This window comes from Winogradskyella sp. 3972H.M.0a.05, from assembly GCF_040493455.1.
Taxonomy (GTDB): domain Bacteria; phylum Bacteroidota; class Bacteroidia; order Flavobacteriales; family Flavobacteriaceae; genus Microcosmobacter.
In genome coordinates, this window is sequence record NZ_JANFDA010000003.1 from 179134 (window position 1) to 195709 (window position 16576).

Consider the following 16576-nt stretch of genomic DNA (forward strand, 5'->3'; position numbering starts at 1 on the left):
AATGTTGAATTTTGTCTATTTTGATAAAAATATGACAATGAAGTTTAAAAAAAAGATTTTTCTATTGCCAAATCATCAAAGAGAAATTAGTACCATTTCCTTCTAAATAAGCCAAGTAAAGTCTGTGGATCTACTGTAAAAATGAAACGGATTTTCTCATCATAATTATCTTGAGCAATTTCCCAACCAAGATTCGAATACACAGGAAAATAAATTTCGAAGAAGTCTTGTACAAGATTTAGGCGTATACCAGAATCGTACACAAACTTTGGATTGATTGATTTATTTTTCACTAACCCTATATCTCCATACGCTTGAATATAGCGCCAAATAGACATGCTCACATTGGTAGTGGCCATCCATTGATTGGCAAATGGAGTTTCTAGCATAGATTTGAAACCACCTTCAGCTATAATAAGTTGCTGACTAAAAATCCCTGAATCTTCCGATCGGCCCAAGTAGTTATAATCGAATAAATAATCTGTAGGTCTGTCTAAAGCAAAACTGAAGTAATCCGAGTCTTCGTCAGTATTGTTGTATAAGAAAGCACCAGCAAAAAACCTAAAGCTAAACTGCTGATTGCTGTTCAATAATTTTCGATATCTATAATTGAAAGATATCTTTCCAAAATCCTTTGCAAATTGTAGGTCGTAACTTGAGTTATAGGTATTAATAAGTTCAATATTAGATTGCCTGAATCTAATGTTGAAGATATTATAATCAGGTTCTATAATATCGACAAGTGCTTCATCCCCAATATCTCTTCGTATACTCAAATAACGTACCGTCAGTCGATTGGATTTATTGGATCTAAAGTCATCCTTATCTCTGAAGTAAAAATCTACACTCGGTGTAAGTCTGGTTACAAAAGCATCCTCAGCAAATGAAGAGTATTTGGCAAGGATTCCGTAGGTAATATTGTATAAATCTTGATATCCATCTAAATACTGAATGTAAAACAAGGTTCCTGAACCTGTGAGGGATTTAGATTTAGTAGCATATTGTGGTGAGAAGCGATAATTAAAAGGTCTTCTCAATACTGTTTTGTTATATAATTTGGCGCCTAATGTAAGACCATCGTAAATGTTTTTGAACTCCGCTAAGGGCATTAAAAATACCTGATGATAATTCGGATCTTCGAAATCTTTAAATAGCCTTGCTTGTAAAGGTTTATGACCAAATATAGATTTACTCAATGAACCGTAATTGTTCTTCAAATTCAGTTCAGGTACTATACCATCGTAGTTTAGAGCTAATCGATCAGTATTCCCTTTAGGGACAGATATGGTCTCAGTATCTGAGATACCTTCAAGCCATGTTTTGTTAAGAATGGAGTCATTACCAATTTCAAAAAGCGAAATAGGCATGCTACTATTCTTTTTGTTTCTTATGGTGATATGTACTGAATCGCCATCGACTGAAACATCTTTGATCTTATAATCGATTTTCTTTCGAGAGTTGATAAAATCTTCAAAAAACCAATCAATATTCTTAGTTGTATTTCCTTTTAATAGACTTTCAAATGCTTTTGAATCGGTATAGTTTAGTTGATTCTCTTTGAGGAAATGTTTAATTGAACTTTCCAGAATATCAGCATTGACAAAATCATCCAAATATTTTAAACCAACACCAGCCTTGTATTTGCCTGCAATATTTGCATTAAACTTTATTAAAGAATCTTTTGCGGTAGTGATGGGTTGATCTCTGTTAGTACGAGCCATCTGCATGTGAAACAGATTATATTGATCATTAAAGCCTATATCTGCGGCATGAAAGGACCTAATTCCCCAAACTTTGGCAAGCGATCCTAGTAGCTTCATGTCAGGATAGTTCAGCTCCACATACTTCATTAAGAAATAGATTTGCAAACCTTCTTTGAGCCAATGATCTTTACGTGGATTGGTCATTAAGGTGTTGTCCAGATATTTCTTCAGACTGGTTTTTAGCAGTTGAATTTCGTACTGAAAATAATCTGGGAAAGGTCTTATAAAATCTGGTAACTGGTTAAGACCATAAAGCGGGTCTTTTTTGTATTCTAACTCAGAAACCAAAAGCTTTTCATGAGGATAAGTACCTAAATTATCACTGATAAATCTTGTTATTTTGTCCGTAATGATTGCCTTTTCTTCTGCACTAACGTTTTTGGATTTGAGGTTAGAAACAATTGAAAAGTCATCAGTTTGTACAAATTCAAAATCTGAAAACTTAGTAATTACTAACTCAGTATTAACCCGGTTCTTCCCATGAAGTGTTGTGGTTTGAGTAGTGCCTCCACTAGATTCTGTCCCAGCAGAATCGAGTTCAGAAACAAGGACATAGTTGTTTGGGTAGGTTAATTGTAATGTGATATCCGAAACTGGAACATAGAGATCGTCCAGATTCTTGTTACTATAGTATTGCCAGTCACCATCATAGATTGCAGGTGTGATATACCAATATTTTAGGTTGAAGTTTTCTTCTTTAGAATATCCATTGCCAGTAAACTTATCATCTGGTAAGACAATGGTATAGTTTAAGTTTATTGAATAAGATTCTCCAGAGGGTAGAGGTTTTTGTAGGCTAACTTTAATAACATCTGGATGATCTTTAATATTAGAAAAAGTCAAATCAGCCTGATCATTATCTTTTATAGATGTGACAACCGTAAACCCACGTTCTTTGTTTTTTGCGAAATGAAATTTGTTGTTGAATTCTTCTGCAAACCTTACAGCTAATGGTGATGTCTTGGTAGAATAACTATTGTTCCAGTCGTGTAAATAGATTTCACTTACAGCAGAATTGGAAGTGTTTTTGTACACGATTTGTTGTTCTATTTTAATGCTCTTTGTAGGAACGTCTAGTTCAGCAGCAATATACATGCTATTCTGACCAAACAAAGCGGTGCAAATACAACAAAAGAAGATGGTTAAGTATGTTATTCTCAATTCGATTTGATAAACTTTAAGACATTAATATTGTTGCTCGATATGGTCAAATAATATACACCATTTGCAAGCTGACTTATATCCTGTTCAATATAGTTAGAACCATTTGCATTGATGCTTTCAACTACTTGACCTAAGGCATTATAAACAGTTATAGGACTGTCTAATGATAACAAAGGATTAATTTTCAAGCGCAAATAATTATCAATAACATTACCACCAACAAATTCAATGCCATTATTAGCAATAAATTCGTCAGTGCTCAACGATGCGTTAGTCTGAAGTTCTAATGTAACGGGAAGATGGTCACTAAAATTGTATAGCGCATCTCTAATTGCAAAAGAATAATCCGAGCCAGAACAATCAGAACTGTTTATTTCCCTGTTATAACAACTAGGATTGTTATTGTTTCCATAAGCTTTATAGGTATTCGCAACATAAGAAAGTTCTGGGTCTGCTGCTAGCAGATTATTTGTTGTTAAGATAAAATCGAAACGATCATCAAAACCTCCAGTAGCCCCTCCAAGACCAGATTGTGTCCTGGTTGATTGCGTAAAGACATCCAAATAACTAGAATTATTACTCCAGCTACCAATACGGTTTACAGGATCGTAAAACACAATATTATTATTGAAGTCTGTTAATTCTTGAAAACCATCTTCTGAACTTGTGTAGAAGTTGAAGTCACCACCTATTATTACTTTAGAATCCGCAGGAAAGGTATCTAAATAGTCAACTAAATCTTCTACCATTTGAAATCTTAAAGCTTCGTTTTCTAACCCGCTTGAAGCTTTTAAATGACACACGATAGCATCAAACTCTATAGGATTTGTAGCTTGATCTGCTGTATTTAATCGTAATTTATAATGGTTGAAATCTCTAAAAATAGTAGTGACAATGGCTTGACTCTGCAATATAAACTTGCTACTATTATAGAAGATCAAATTCTGAAGATCGTTTTGGTCGCTACCACTATCGTCTGAAGTATTGAATTGAAAAGTAGCCATTTCGAAATCAGCAGACACATTGGCTTGTAGCACAGCTAGAATATCATCGGCACCAGACTCATTATTCAGTTCACAAACCATAAACAAGTCTGGCTGATAATCACTAAGAATGACTCCGAGATCGTTTATTCTATTCGGAATGGCATCTTCATTAGGAAAATTAAGCAGGTTATAAAACATCACTTTTAGATTTTCTTGCGCTGTTACCGAATTGATTGTTAATAGGCATGCTAACAACCAAAATGTTGTCTTCTTTATCATAGGTTTATGTGATTAATAGCTGGTTTCTTCTTACATCATCAGAAATTCGGGCTTAATCCATATTCTTTGTAGAAGCTGTCAAGGATATCAATCACTTCATCAGCAGTATCTACTATGTGTATAAGGTCTAAGTCTGTAGGACTTATGTTATTATTTGCTTCTAATAGGGTTTGCTTTACCCAATCCATCAATCCGCTCCAGAATTCTCTTCCAACCAAGATGATTGGGAATTTTTCTATTTTATTGGTTTGGATAAGTGTAATCGCTTCAAAAAGTTCATCTAATGTTCCAAAACCTCCAGGCATTACCACAAAGCCCTGTGAATATTTTACAAACATTACTTTTCTCACGAAGAAGTAATCAAAATCCAAACTCTTGTCATGGTCTATGTATGGGTTGTCGTGCTGCTCAAAAGGTAGCTCTATATTTAGTCCTACAGATGTTCCTCCGGCGATATGGGCACCTTTATTACCAGCTTCCATTATACCGGGGCCACCTCCAGTAATGACACCATAACCATGCTCAACGATTTTCTGCGCAACATCTTCGGCCAATTTATAATACTTGTGATCTGGTTTGGTTCTTGCTGAACCAAATATAGATACACATGGGCCGATACGACTTAGTTTTTCATAACCATTTACAAACTCTCCCATGATCTTGAAGATTGCCCAAGAATCATTAGTTTTTATTTCGTTCCAGCCTTTGTGTTTGTGTTCTTTTCTCATGTTCGTTAGGTTTAAACTTCTTGTTTAACTAATTCCTTTTTCAAGAATTTAGCAGTATAACTTTTTTTGTCTTTTATTAATTGTTCAGGTGACCCTTTAGCAACGATTTCGCCACCACCTTTTCCGCCTTCATAGCCAATATCGATAATATGGTCGACCATTTTTATGACATCTAAATTATGTTCAATAATCAAAACCGTATTGCCTTTGTCTACTAGTTTATTCAATACTTGCATCAATACTCTAATATCTTCAAAATGAAGCCCAGTAGTTGGTTCATCTAATATATAAAATGTATTTCCTGTGTCGCGTTTACTCAACTCAGTTGCAAGTTTTATACGTTGTGCTTCTCCACCAGATAGCGTAGTGCTCTGTTGTCCTAATGTGATATAACCCAGACCAACTTCCTTGATGGTTTTTAGTTTTTTATGAATTTTTGGAATATGCTCAAAGAAATCTACAGCTTCATTTATGGTCATATTCAGTACGTCACTAATGGATTTTCCTTTATAGCGAATCTCTAGTGTTTCTCTATTAAAGCGCTTGCCCTGACAAGTTTCACATTCAACATAAACATCTGGTAAGAAATTCATTTCTATAACTCGTAATCCACCACCTTGGCAAGTTTCGCAACGTCCTCCAGCAACATTAAAGCTAAAACGCCCTGGTTTGTAACCGCGAATCATGGCTTCCGGAATTTTAGCAAACAGACTGCGGATTTCACTAAAAACGCCAGTATATGTTGCAGGATTACTTCGAGGCGTTCTTCCTATAGGTGATTGATTGATATCTATCACTTTGTCGACATGCTCAAGACCTATAATGTTTTTGTATGGCATTGGGCGTTTTACAGCATTATAGAAATGTGCATTAAGGATAGGATAGAGGGTTTCATTGATTAAAGTGGATTTTCCACTACCAGAAACTCCAGTAACACCAATCATTTTACCTAAAGGAAATTCTACAGACACATCTTTCAAGTTGTTTCCTGTACAACCTGTAAGCTTTATAGATTTGCCGTTGCCTTTTCTTCTTTTGTTAGGAATAGCAATTTCCTTAGTGCCGTTGAGATAATCAGCAGTAAGGGTGTGATGCATTTTTAATTCATCTCGATTTCCTTCAGAAATAATTTCACCACCATGTTTTCCTGCTTTTGGCCCAATATCAATCACGTGATCTGCACGTTCTATCATGTCTTTATCATGTTCAACCACAATAACAGAATTTCCAACATCTCTCAAGGATTCGAGAGAATTGATGAGTTTCTCATTATCGCGCTGATGCAGGCCTATACTAGGTTCATCCAAAATATATAAAACGCCTACAAGCTGAGATCCAATTTGTGTTGCCAATCGAATACGTTGTGCTTCACCACCAGATAAAGATTTTGAACTTCTGTTCAATGACAAATAATTCAAACCTACATCCAATAAAAATTGAAGCCTGGCTCTAATTTCTTTTATGATTTCTTCTGCAATTTTGAATTGCTTTTCAGAAAGATGGTTATGAAGGTCATTGAACCAATCGGCTAATTCGGACACATCCATGTGAGCCAATTCAGAAATGTTTTTCCCATTGACTTTGAAGTAAAGTGATTCCTTCTTTAAACGGGAACCACCACAAGTTTCGCATGAAATCTTGTCCATGTAATCCTTAGCCCAACGTTTTAAAGACTTGGAATCGGTACTCTTGTATTGACTTTCTATAAAATTGGCTACACCTTCAAACTCTATATTATAATCTCGGGTTACACCTAGACTTTTGCTTTCTATTGAAAACTTTTCGTTGCCACCATATAGGATCATTTGCTTAGCTTCCTCGGGAATGGATTTGTAAGGATCCATCAATGAAAATTTAAAACGTTGCGCGATGGTTGCAAACTGTTTGAAGATCCAACTGTTTTTTTGAGGACCATGAGGCGCTAAGGCACCACCATGAATTGAAAGATTTTCGTCTGGAACAATCTTTTTTTCATTGACTTTGTACAATTCTCCTATACCATTGCATACATCACAAGCACCTTTTGGTGAATTGAATGAAAAGTTATTTGGTTCTGGATTTGGATATGAAATTCCAGAGGAAGGACACATAAGATTACGACTGAAATAACGCACTTTTCCAGAATCTTGATCAATTACCATAAGCACGTCATCACCATGATACATTGCTGTATTGATGGTTTCCGATAGACGCTTATCATTATCTGCAGAGTCATCAACCTTTAGGCGATCAATTACAATCTCTATATCGTGTGTCTTGTAGCGATCGAGTTTCATGCCTTTTTCCAGATCTCTTATCTCTCCATCTGTTCTAACCTTTACAAACCCTTGCTTGGCAATTTGTTCAAACAACTCACGATAATGACCTTTACGCGATCGTATCACTGGAGCCAAGACATTGATTCGCTTTCCGTTGAAGCTCTTTACAATAAGCTCTTTAATTTGCTCATCGCTGTAGCTTACCATTTTCTCACCAGTGTTGTAACTGTAGGCATCACTGGCTCTCGCAAAAAGCAGACGTAAGAAATCATAAATTTCCGTAATAGTACCTACAGTAGAACGAGGTGATTTGCTAGTCGTTTTCTGTTCAATGGCAATGACTGGAGAAAGACCATCTATTTTATCGACATCTGGGCGTTCTAAACCTCCTAAAAATTGACGTGCGTAAGCAGAGAATGTTTCAATGTAGCGGCGCTGTCCTTCGGCATATATAGTATCAAATGCTAAAGATGACTTTCCGCTGCCAGATAATCCTGTAATTACAACTAGCTTTTCTCTAGGGATTGTAACATCGATGTTCTTGAGATTATGAACTCGTGCTCCCTTTACTTCGATATGTTCTTCAAAATGGGTCATAAATGGTCAATGATGACTCTTAGGCAAAGTTGCAAAGGTACTCATTTACCATGTAAAAATGAAGTGCTTAACACTTTGTTATAAACAATATAGGATGTCTAAAATTGGTCTAGTTAAATCGAATTGGATCAGAATTTTTAGTGCACGACACGTCTACTTTTTCTTTAGGACTGTTAAGGAAACTATTAGCCATGTTAAAGAAGCAAGCATTTATTGGGCAATGACCATCCCAAGGAAAGATGGCATGGCTTGCATTAGTCAGAGATTCTGCAGTTTTATTACCGTTTGATGGTGGCGTTATTGGATCCCATTCGCCACTTACTAATAGCGTAGGTATATCAGATTTTACTGCTGTCATTGGTGTCGTTTCTCCTTTATTTGAAGGCCAATGCTTAAGGACTTCTGGATCTGAAGAAAACAGGCTTATTCCTGAACTTAGTAACGGATTATGTTTACCATCTTGCTTTAATTTTTTACGATTATTAAAACTTCCTTCATCTGGAACGCTTACAGACCAATATGTGGCTACATTGACGACCCCAAGTCTTGCCGCAAAATTTTGTATCGATTGTATTATTGCAGAACTATTATCGTCTTTGAATGCCAAGATAAAAGATGGCGTCTGCGAAATCGTAAAACGATTATAAAGCAGTTGTTGAAGTAAGAGCAAAAAGTCTTGCTTGTTCACGAAAACTTCATTTTCATCAATGATAACTGATTTAGGAGCTTTATCGAGACTTTTACAAACAGCTTCAAAATCTGCTCTTAGACTAGGATACTTCGCACTACAATCCGCATCATTTTCACAGGTGTTGAAGAGCAATTCTAGGGATCTATTGAGATTAGAAAGTAAGTTATCATACAATCGTATTTCAGGAGGAAACAAACCAGATAAAATTGCAGAACGAACACTGTTAGGATACAGCTCCATATATTTCATGGACAATCGTGTACCATAGGATCCACCAAATAGGTTCAATTGCTTGTAACCAAGATGTTTTCTAAGCGCTTCTAAATCTCTGGCGCTTTCAGTAGTACCAAAGGCGGTTTTAAAGTTTTTGTCTTTCAAAAGTTTCACACATTCAGAACTGGTTTCCAGTAGGACTTCATCTTCATTATCCATAGCAATATCTCTAGCCATTACATCCAAGAATGATGCGCTCAAGTCTGGGCATATTGCATCTGAATAACCAATACCGCGTTGATCGTACAAAATAAAATCTCGGTCTGTATCTAAATTTAGATTGGCATATAGATTGGCTGAAGGTAGCACATTTCCTCCGGGACCACCTTGAATAAAAATCACAGGATCTTCTTTTCTGTTTTCGGATTTAGATTTTATGACGATGTAGGCAATCTTTGTAGTACCATTGTTTTTGTTCGCCCAGCTATTAGGAACTTCTACATATCCGCATTCATCATAGGGTATTGTAATAGATTCAGCAAAATCACATGGATTAGCTTCTTGAGATTTACAGGAATACATACTTAGTATACAATAGAAAACGAGAAGGTGCTTTAATTTCATAAGTGTGAGTTTAGAGATAAAAGATACATCAATTAGCATAAAAACAAGAATTGTTATGGTCTCATTTTGAATAATTGTTATACTTGCTATAGGATTTTAAAAAATAGAAAAGCATATGAAATTACTAGGTATAGGTTCTCGTATAAATCATCCAGAATATGGAAAAGGTGTAGTTACTAATGTGACGTCAATTCATTATTGGGTAACTTTTATTGAGGGCGGATTGGAAACTATAGATATTGATTCTGAGTTTGACGTGATCGATGCAGCTGAGGATGAAGTCGATACGGTTAGTTTCTATGAGGTTGAAAAAAGTTTGCGCCAAATTTTAAAGAAGTGGAGTGATGTTTCCGAAGTAATTAGCATTGCCGATAAGTGGAAAGGTGGAAAACTAATTATGGAGCCAGGTGATCCTAATTTACAGAGTAAGGAATTGCCAATTGATACATTTTTTCATAAGATTACTATGGTACGTGATAGATTGAGAGTGATGGAGCAGAAAATCAATAGCAGTAATAACCTTGATGAACAAGAGAAGATTGATTTACAGCAATATATTACTAGAAGCTACGGAAGCCTAACAACCTTCAATGTATTGTTTAAACTGAAGAGTCAGCAGTTTGTAGGGCAGAGGAGTAAGTAGGTCACTTATTAATCCTTTACCAGCAAGTGAAATCTTTTTTGATGAAATCAATTACATTCCGATTTCTTTCTCGACTTGCTTCTGAAAAGAATTTATGCCTGAATAAGAAAATGGATTTACTAGACATTTTATAGCCTCTGAAGGATTTTTGAAACATAGTTCTTTCAGGGGTTTTACTAATACATAATTTATCCAATTTTTTTTGAGCATAACTTATTCCGAACGAGTCCTTAAAATCTATTCGCCATATTTCTATACTATCATTATTTCTTTTCCATTTTTCATAATGAAGATTGATCGGTTCTTGCTCCTTAAAGGAAACTAATCTAAGTTTATTGTTGATTCTGAGAGGAGAATCCAAAGAATCTAATTCTTTGCGTTCCATAAGAGCATAATTGCTTTTGGATAATACATCTAACAATTCTTCTTTTGCATCTGGGAAAGATTTGAGCTCAATGGTCCCTTTAACTTCACCCATTTCCAATCCTAGAACCAGCAGTTTATGAAACGTTGGTAATTGTGCACCACTTTCTGTCGCGATCCAGTCTGACCATGAAGCTTCCAAACCATCAATGGGTAAGATTGATGTCCACATTTGGTAACTGATAGGTTTTCCGGTGTCATCAAAATGCCATAGGTAAGAATCTCCAGGTGTTGATCCTCCTGAGGTATACGTTACCAATAACGCATCTTTGCCTTCTTCAGTTTTAACCAATCTTCGTTCTACACCTGAATCAAAAACTTTATAAGGTGCCACTAACCAAAAAGTATCATTATTAAAATAATCCCATGCTTTCTTTATGAGTTTAGCTTTATCCTCACCTTCATATTCAGTTTCACCAATAAATACTTTAGAATCACCATAATTATTGAGGTCTAAATCAACCTTATAGTGTTTCCAATAAACTTCACAACTGTTTTCAGCTTTATTCCACTTGTAGTGATGCCTGTTTTTAAAGGTGAATTCAATATGGTCAGTAGCCTCATAAGCATCATGGTTGAGAGCATCGAGCATTCTGGTGGCAAGTACATCAGCTTCGGAACCCATTATTCCTTCAGGTAAGGGTTCGTTATACTTTAAGTAAAGAAACCCAAAGAATAGGAGTGAAGGCAGGGTAAGGAAAATGATTACTCCTAAAATGATTTTTAATATTTTTTTTGGCTTCATTTTGAATTGATATTATATACTTTCTGTCATGCTGAACTTGATTCAGCATCTCATCGATGCTTCACGAGATCCTGAATTTAATTCAGGATGACAATAGGTAATCTTTAACGCCTTTAGCTAAAATGTCTGCAGCTTCAGGATGGTTTCTAAACCATAATTCGGGTTCTACGAGTTCCAATTCGGCTAAGGCAAGTTTACCATCATTATCTATAAAGGCATCGACCCTAGCGTACAACGGTGGTTCTGCACATGCTTCTACAGTTTGTTCGGCAAATTCTATTTCTTCTTTAGAAGCGTTGTGGTTGTGTACAGTACCTCCAAAATCATCTTGTACTCTAAAATCTCCAGCTTTAGCTTTCTTTAGAATGGCGTGCGTAAACTGACCATTGAAAACCATCAGAGATAACTCTCCCTGCGATACGATATTGTGCTGAAAAGGTTGCAGCATCATGGATTGATTGTCTATTAGGGTCTTGAATATTGTTTCGTGCGCATCAATATTTTCTGAATTTAGTTTATAAGTATGCCAGCCACCGCCAGACACACAAGGTTTCAAAACTGTTTCCTGCCAACCCAATTCTTTATGTAGTTCCTTAAGCGTTTTGCTGGAACCTTGTTCAATGAAATGTGTTTCAGCAATGTGTACACCATTTTGCTGTAAATCCTTAAGGTAATGCTTGTCGATATTCCAGCGAATAATCGCTTCAGAATTGATTAACCGTGTTTTTGTAGAGACCTTATCCAGCCAAACAGAAAACTCATCGAAACGGTCGAAATAATCCCAAGTCGTCCTGAATAAAACAGATTTCGTATTCGACCAATCAAAGTCTTCATCATCCCAAGACAATCTAGCAGCTCTTAGGCCTAGTCTACCCAAAGCATTTTGTATAATCGCATCTTCTGTAATGACATTTTTAGTGTAGTCATCTATACGCTTGGGATAAGCATGTTTTCGATCTGTGAGTATTACAACGTCGTATATCATTGCAGTCGTTTTAGGGCTTCGCGTGTACTAAGCGCTTTAAGCTCAGTATTATTTACAAATTCGATTACAGCATCTGGATTGGTTTTGCCATATTCACGAAGAGCCCACCCAATTGCTTTCTGAATAAAAAACTCTTTAGAGTCACTATGTGCGATACATTGCTCAAATAGAATGGCTTCATCAGTTCTGGTTTTGTAGCCTAGCTGAAAGAGTATAGCGGAACGATTTAACCACATATTATCGGACTTGGATAGTTTATCCACACAGGCTCTTCTTTGCTCCCAAAATTGTTGCAAATAGCTTCCCAGAACATGCTTTGCAACAAAGTCAACAGTATCCCAATGAGAATGTGTATAGATTAACGCGCATATAAAATCGAAGTCTTCTTCTTTGTATTTTTTCTTCAGGAATTTTGCAATAATCTCCATAGCACAGTAATGGTATTCGCGTTCTGTCAATGCGTAAAGTGATTCTGCAATCGAACGTGCATTTTTACTGACTTCCTCTTTGTGTTCGTTTATCGTCTCCTTGAGTATCTGCTTTCTATCTGGAGCTTTCACACCTAAAAAGTGAAACCCTCTTTTCATATATTCGTGCATTTGCAAAGCAAACTCATCGTTGCTCTGGGCTTGTAGCCGATGCTTTAATTGTGAAATAAAATCCATACGTATTAATATCCTATTGCTGTATCATCACCACGACTGTCTGCTCCTGCTTCATACCGTCCATCGTCCCTAACCAAAATGGCATCTACCTTACTGGTGATAACACTATTTTTTTCTACTGTTTTATAACCTAGTTTTTGTAATTGCTCTAGTAGTTTTTGGTCAAACTTATTCGGTTCAAATGTAATATGATCTGGTAGCCACTGATGGTGAAATCTAGGTTGATCTACAGCTTCTTGCATGTTCATATTAAATTCTTCAACATTCAGAATTATTTGAGCTATTGTAGTGATGATCGTTGAACCTCCTGGTGAACCAAGGATCATTCTAAGCTCCCCATCTTTTTCAATGATGGTTGGTGTCATGGAACTTAGCATGCGTTTTTCTGGAGCGATGCTATTGGCTTCAGAACCTACTAAACCGTAATAGTTTGGTGTGCCAGGTTTACTACTGAAATCGTCCATTTCGTTATTCAGAAAAAACCCGAGTTCATCTACATATAATTTTGATCCATAAGCGCCATTTAATGTTGTGGTTACGGAAACGGCATTACCAAATGGATCTATTATTGAGTAATGTGTGGTTTCATTACTTTCCTTTGGAAGTGTTTCAGAAAAAATATTATAGCCTTCTATTTGCCCAGGCTTTATAGAATCTGTAGGTCTATTAAAGTTGAAATCACTCATGCGTTGTTCTAAATAGACATCACTAAGCAGGTAGCGGCTTGGCACATCAACAAAGTCAGGATCACCAAGGAAGTAGCTTCTATCGGCGTAAGATCGTTTTGCGGCTTCAGCGAATGTTTGTACAGACTTTATTGAATTATGACCATAAGATGAAAGGTCGTAAGGTTCTAGCATTTTAAGGATTTGCCCTAAGCAGATACCACCACTAGAGGGTGGCGCCATAGAAATGACTCTTAAATCTTTATAATCGAAGGTCAATGGTTTTCGCCATTTGGATTCGTAACGTTCGAGATCTTCATGGGTTACAATACCTCCTTTTTCTTCTATAAAATTCACCAAGATATCGGCAGTTTTACCAGAATAAAATTCTTCAAAACCACGATTCATTATTCTACGTAATGTTTCTGCTAGATTAGGGTTTTTGATTACATCGCCTTCCTTTACACTAGCATTAAAAGGGAGCGTTTTATTATTTACTGCTTTAAAAATACTGTCGTACTTTTTGAAACGTTCTGCTTGTTTTTTAGTGACTACAAAACCGTTTTCCGCTAGTTCTATTACAGGTTGAAGTATCTTGTCTAGCGGTAAATTTCCAAATTCTTCATGGGCAGTTAAAATACCTTCAACACTACCTGGGACTCCAACTGCCATAGCACCAACAGTGCTAAGGTTTTCTATAACATTACCATCTTCATCCAAATACATATCTCTGGTTGAAGCCAAAGGTGCTTTTTCCCTGAAGTCTAAGGTTTCTGTAATACTATTTTCCAATCGATATACCAAGAACCCTCCACCGCCAAGATTACCTGCATATGGATATGTCACTGCTAAGGCAAAATGTGTTGCGACCATGGCATCAAAGGCATTTCCACCTTGTCTCATAATATCAGTGCCTATTTGCGAAGCTTCTGCTCGCGCTGAAACTACCATAGCATTTTCAACTATTTGGGTTTCCTTTACGGCGATTTGCTGCTCAGGTTTTTTGTCTTTTTTACAGGAAAAGATTACTAATGTAAGAAGTAGTAAGAATGAAATCTTTTTAATCATCTATATGGTTAGCGTTTAATTCTGTTAGTTTTTGATCAGTATAGTTTCTTAATTCTTCAAAAAAGCTTGTGAACTCATTTTCAAATTCAGTGTAGTAGGTTTTCAGCTCTACAATTGCTTCATTCATGTGTGATCTATTCTTCGTTCTTCTGTTCATACCTTCAAGTACTCGCTGAATGCCTTCAATCTTTGCATAACTCAATAACCAATTATCAGAAATCATGTATGGCATTAAACGCTGAATTCTTGCTGGCAATATTTCAAAATGCTTTTCTAGAGAATCGTAAAACGATTCAACAAAAATATCCAAAGGTACAGAAGAATAATTTTCCCAGTTTTTTGCCAAAAAATGATCATACAAAATGTCTACAATAACACCGCTATAATGGCTATAGTTTTTGTGCAGTCGCTTTGTACTTTGTCTTACTATAGGATGAGAGTCCGTAAATGTGTCGATTGCTCGGTGTAGTAGAATACCAATTTGGATGTCTTTTTCATAGACCTTGTAGGTTTTTCCACGAATACCATCTGCTATAAAATTACCGATGGTTATTAATTCGTTGTCTCCTGAAAGATAAATATGGGCTAGGAAATTCATTTGTGTAATTTACAAATTCATAATTTATAAAAGCTATTGTAATTGTATATTTGCTGAAAATCTAAAACCCACATGACATTAATCAAATCTATTTCTGGAATTAGAGGTACAATTGGAGGAAATGTAGGAGATAATCTTACACCGATTGATGCTGTAAAATTTGCTTCTGCCTACGGAGTATGGCTAAAAGAACAGCGTAATAAAGACAACTACAGGGTAGTGGTTGGACGAGATGCGCGAATCTCGGGAGAGATGATACAAAATTTAGTGATGAATACTCTTGTTGGTCTTGGTATTCATGTTATTGATTTGGGTCTGTCTACAACGCCAACTGTAGAAGTGGCGGTGCCTATGGAGCATGCTGATGGTGGAATAATACTCACTGCTAGTCATAATCCTAAGCAATGGAATGCATTAAAATTACTGAACGCAAAGGGTGAGTTTCTTGATGCAGCTGCTGGTGCAAAAATCTTAGAGATTGCTGAAAGTGAAGCTATAGAATTTTCGGATGTAGATACACTTGGTAAAATTACCAAGAATCAAGCTTATATAGATTTGCATATCGATGAAGTTTTGAACTTGCCTTTAGTGAACAAAAAGGCTATAGAAGATGCCAATTTTAAGGTTGTTGTTGATGGTGTGAATTCTACAGGAGGTATTGCAATTCCATTGTTACTAGAACGCCTTGGTGTTCATCCAGTTAAATTGTACTGTGAGCCTAATGGGCATTTTCCTCATAACCCTGAACCTTTAAAAGAACACTTAACGGATTTAGCTGAAGCTGTTGTTAAGGAGCATGCAGATTTGGGTATTGTTGTAGACCCAGATGTTGATCGTCTGGCGTTTATGGATGAGCAAGGCGAGATGTTTGGAGAGGAATATACTTTAGTGGCGTGTGCAGATTATGTACTTGGTAAAACTCCAGGGAATACTGTGAGTAATATGAGTTCTACGAGAGCATTGAGCGATGTGACTAAATCTCATGGAGGCTCTTATGAAGCTAGTGCTGTCGGTGAAGTGAATGTAGTAGAGTTAATGAAGAAGAACAACGCGATTATTGGAGGTGAAGGCAATGGTGGTATTATTTATCCTGAATTACATTATGGTAGAGATGCATTAGTTGGTGTAGCGTTATTTTTGAGTTTATTGGCTGAAAGAAAAATGAAGACCAGCGAGCTTAGAGCGACATATCCAAGTTACTTTATGAGCAAAAAGAAAATTCAGTTGACGCCTCAAATCAATGTTGATGAAATACTCAGTACGATGGAGTCTAGATATAGTCATGAAAATCTTACGACAATTGATGGTGTAAAAATAGATTTTGCCGAGAAATGGGTACATCTTAGAAAGAGTAATACAGAACCAATTATAAGAATTTATACTGAAGCCAAATCACAGCAAGAAGCCGATACTTTGGCGGATGCCATTATTGCTGAAATTAAAGAAGTGGCTAATATTTAGTATTTTTAATGCGCTAATCT

12 protein-coding genes are annotated in these 16576 nt (G+C 36.2%); 2 read left to right on the forward strand and 10 right to left on the reverse strand.

What is annotated here, in order from left to right; all coding sequences use genetic code 11:
* Positions 1 to 86: 86 nt before the first annotated feature.
* The 5 genes from NCE97_RS07825 to NCE97_RS07845 form a co-directional block, all read right to left on the reverse strand.
* Complete coding sequence (locus NCE97_RS07825; RefSeq protein WP_353778460.1) at positions 87 to 2858, reverse strand: gluzincin family metallopeptidase; 2772 nt, start codon at positions 2856 to 2858, stop codon at positions 87 to 89.
* Between the two features lie 62 nt (positions 2859 to 2920).
* Positions 2921 to 4192, reverse strand: a complete 1272-nt coding sequence (locus NCE97_RS07830; RefSeq protein WP_353778461.1) for an endonuclease/exonuclease/phosphatase family protein — start codon at positions 4190 to 4192, stop codon at positions 2921 to 2923.
* Between the two features lie 38 nt (positions 4193 to 4230).
* A complete protein-coding gene (locus tag NCE97_RS07835; protein WP_353778463.1) occupies positions 4231 to 4920 on the reverse strand; it encodes an LOG family protein in 690 nt (229 codons plus the stop codon).
* An 11-nt stretch (positions 4921 to 4931) separates the two neighbouring features.
* On the reverse strand, positions 4932 to 7775 hold the full coding sequence (gene uvrA / locus NCE97_RS07840) for an excinuclease ABC subunit UvrA (RefSeq protein WP_353778464.1): 2844 nt from the start codon (positions 7773 to 7775) through the stop codon (positions 4932 to 4934).
* Between the two features lie 109 nt (positions 7776 to 7884).
* Complete coding sequence (locus NCE97_RS07845) at positions 7885 to 9303, reverse strand: alpha/beta fold hydrolase (RefSeq protein ID WP_353778465.1); 1419 nt, start codon at positions 9301 to 9303, stop codon at positions 7885 to 7887.
* A 115-nt stretch (positions 9304 to 9418) separates the two neighbouring features.
* Here NCE97_RS07845 and NCE97_RS07850 point away from each other — a divergent pair, with 115 nt between their 5' ends.
* Complete coding sequence (locus NCE97_RS07850) at positions 9419 to 9946, forward strand: DUF8685 domain-containing protein (protein ID WP_353778466.1); 528 nt, start codon at positions 9419 to 9421, stop codon at positions 9944 to 9946.
* A 16-nt stretch (positions 9947 to 9962) separates the two neighbouring features.
* Here the strand turns inward: NCE97_RS07850 and NCE97_RS07855 are convergent, their stop codons facing one another.
* From NCE97_RS07855 to NCE97_RS07875, 5 genes are all read right to left on the reverse strand, one after another.
* Positions 9963 to 11114 (reverse strand): hypothetical protein, encoded by a 1152-nt coding sequence (locus tag NCE97_RS07855; RefSeq protein ID WP_353778467.1) that lies wholly within the window; start codon positions 11112 to 11114, stop codon positions 9963 to 9965.
* A gap of 82 nt (positions 11115 to 11196) precedes the next feature.
* Positions 11197 to 12099, reverse strand: coding sequence for an ATP-grasp domain-containing protein (locus tag NCE97_RS07860; RefSeq protein ID WP_353778468.1), 903 nt, complete (start codon positions 12097 to 12099; stop codon positions 11197 to 11199).
* Positions 12096 to 12764, reverse strand: a complete 669-nt coding sequence (locus NCE97_RS07865) for a DNA alkylation repair protein (RefSeq protein ID WP_353778470.1) — start codon at positions 12762 to 12764, stop codon at positions 12096 to 12098. The genes NCE97_RS07860 and NCE97_RS07865 overlap by 4 nt, the downstream gene beginning before the upstream one ends.
* Positions 12765 to 12769: 5 nt before the next feature.
* Positions 12770 to 14497, reverse strand: a complete 1728-nt coding sequence (ggt, locus tag NCE97_RS07870; protein WP_353778471.1) for a gamma-glutamyltransferase — start codon at positions 14495 to 14497, stop codon at positions 12770 to 12772.
* The gene (locus tag NCE97_RS07875; protein ID WP_353778472.1) at positions 14490 to 15095 is read right to left on the reverse strand and encodes an acyl carrier protein phosphodiesterase; all 606 of its coding nucleotides are present in this window, start codon (positions 15093 to 15095) and stop codon (positions 14490 to 14492) included. The genes ggt and NCE97_RS07875 overlap by 8 nt, the downstream gene beginning before the upstream one ends.
* A gap of 72 nt (positions 15096 to 15167) precedes the next feature.
* Between NCE97_RS07875 and glmM the strand changes: the two genes are divergently transcribed.
* The gene (gene glmM, locus NCE97_RS07880; RefSeq protein ID WP_353778473.1) at positions 15168 to 16556 is read left to right on the forward strand and encodes a phosphoglucosamine mutase; all 1389 of its coding nucleotides are present in this window, start codon (positions 15168 to 15170) and stop codon (positions 16554 to 16556) included.
* The last annotated feature ends 20 nt before the right edge of the window (positions 16557 to 16576 follow it).

What these genes read in the sequence shown, in the direction of transcription:
- NCE97_RS07825 (WP_353778460.1), bottom strand. Translation starts at nt 2,858, where the DNA reads ATGTATATTGCTGCTGAACTAGACGTTCCTACAAAGAGCATTAAAATA.
- NCE97_RS07830 (WP_353778461.1), bottom strand. Translation starts at nt 4,192, where the DNA reads ATGATAAAGAAGACAACATTTTGGTTGTTAGCATGCCTATTAACAATC.
- NCE97_RS07835 (WP_353778463.1), bottom strand. Translation starts at nt 4,920, where the DNA reads ATGAGAAAAGAACACAAACACAAAGGCTGGAACGAAATAAAAACTAAT.
- uvrA (WP_353778464.1), bottom strand. Translation starts at nt 7,775, where the DNA reads ATGACCCATTTTGAAGAACATATCGAAGTAAAGGGAGCACGAGTTCAT.
- NCE97_RS07845 (WP_353778465.1), bottom strand. Translation starts at nt 9,303, where the DNA reads ATGAAATTAAAGCACCTTCTCGTTTTCTATTGTATACTAAGTATGTAT.
- NCE97_RS07850 (WP_353778466.1), top strand. Translation starts at nt 9,419, where the DNA reads ATGAAATTACTAGGTATAGGTTCTCGTATAAATCATCCAGAATATGGA.
- NCE97_RS07855 (WP_353778467.1), bottom strand. Translation starts at nt 11,114, where the DNA reads ATGAAGCCAAAAAAAATATTAAAAATCATTTTAGGAGTAATCATTTTC.
- NCE97_RS07860 (WP_353778468.1), bottom strand. Translation starts at nt 12,099, where the DNA reads ATGATATACGACGTTGTAATACTCACAGATCGAAAACATGCTTATCCC.
- NCE97_RS07865 (WP_353778470.1), bottom strand. Translation starts at nt 12,764, where the DNA reads ATGGATTTTATTTCACAATTAAAGCATCGGCTACAAGCCCAGAGCAAC.
- ggt (WP_353778471.1), bottom strand. Translation starts at nt 14,497, where the DNA reads ATGATTAAAAAGATTTCATTCTTACTACTTCTTACATTAGTAATCTTT.
- NCE97_RS07875 (WP_353778472.1), bottom strand. Translation starts at nt 15,095, where the DNA reads ATGAATTTCCTAGCCCATATTTATCTTTCAGGAGACAACGAATTAATA.
- glmM (WP_353778473.1), top strand. Translation starts at nt 15,168, where the DNA reads ATGACATTAATCAAATCTATTTCTGGAATTAGAGGTACAATTGGAGGA.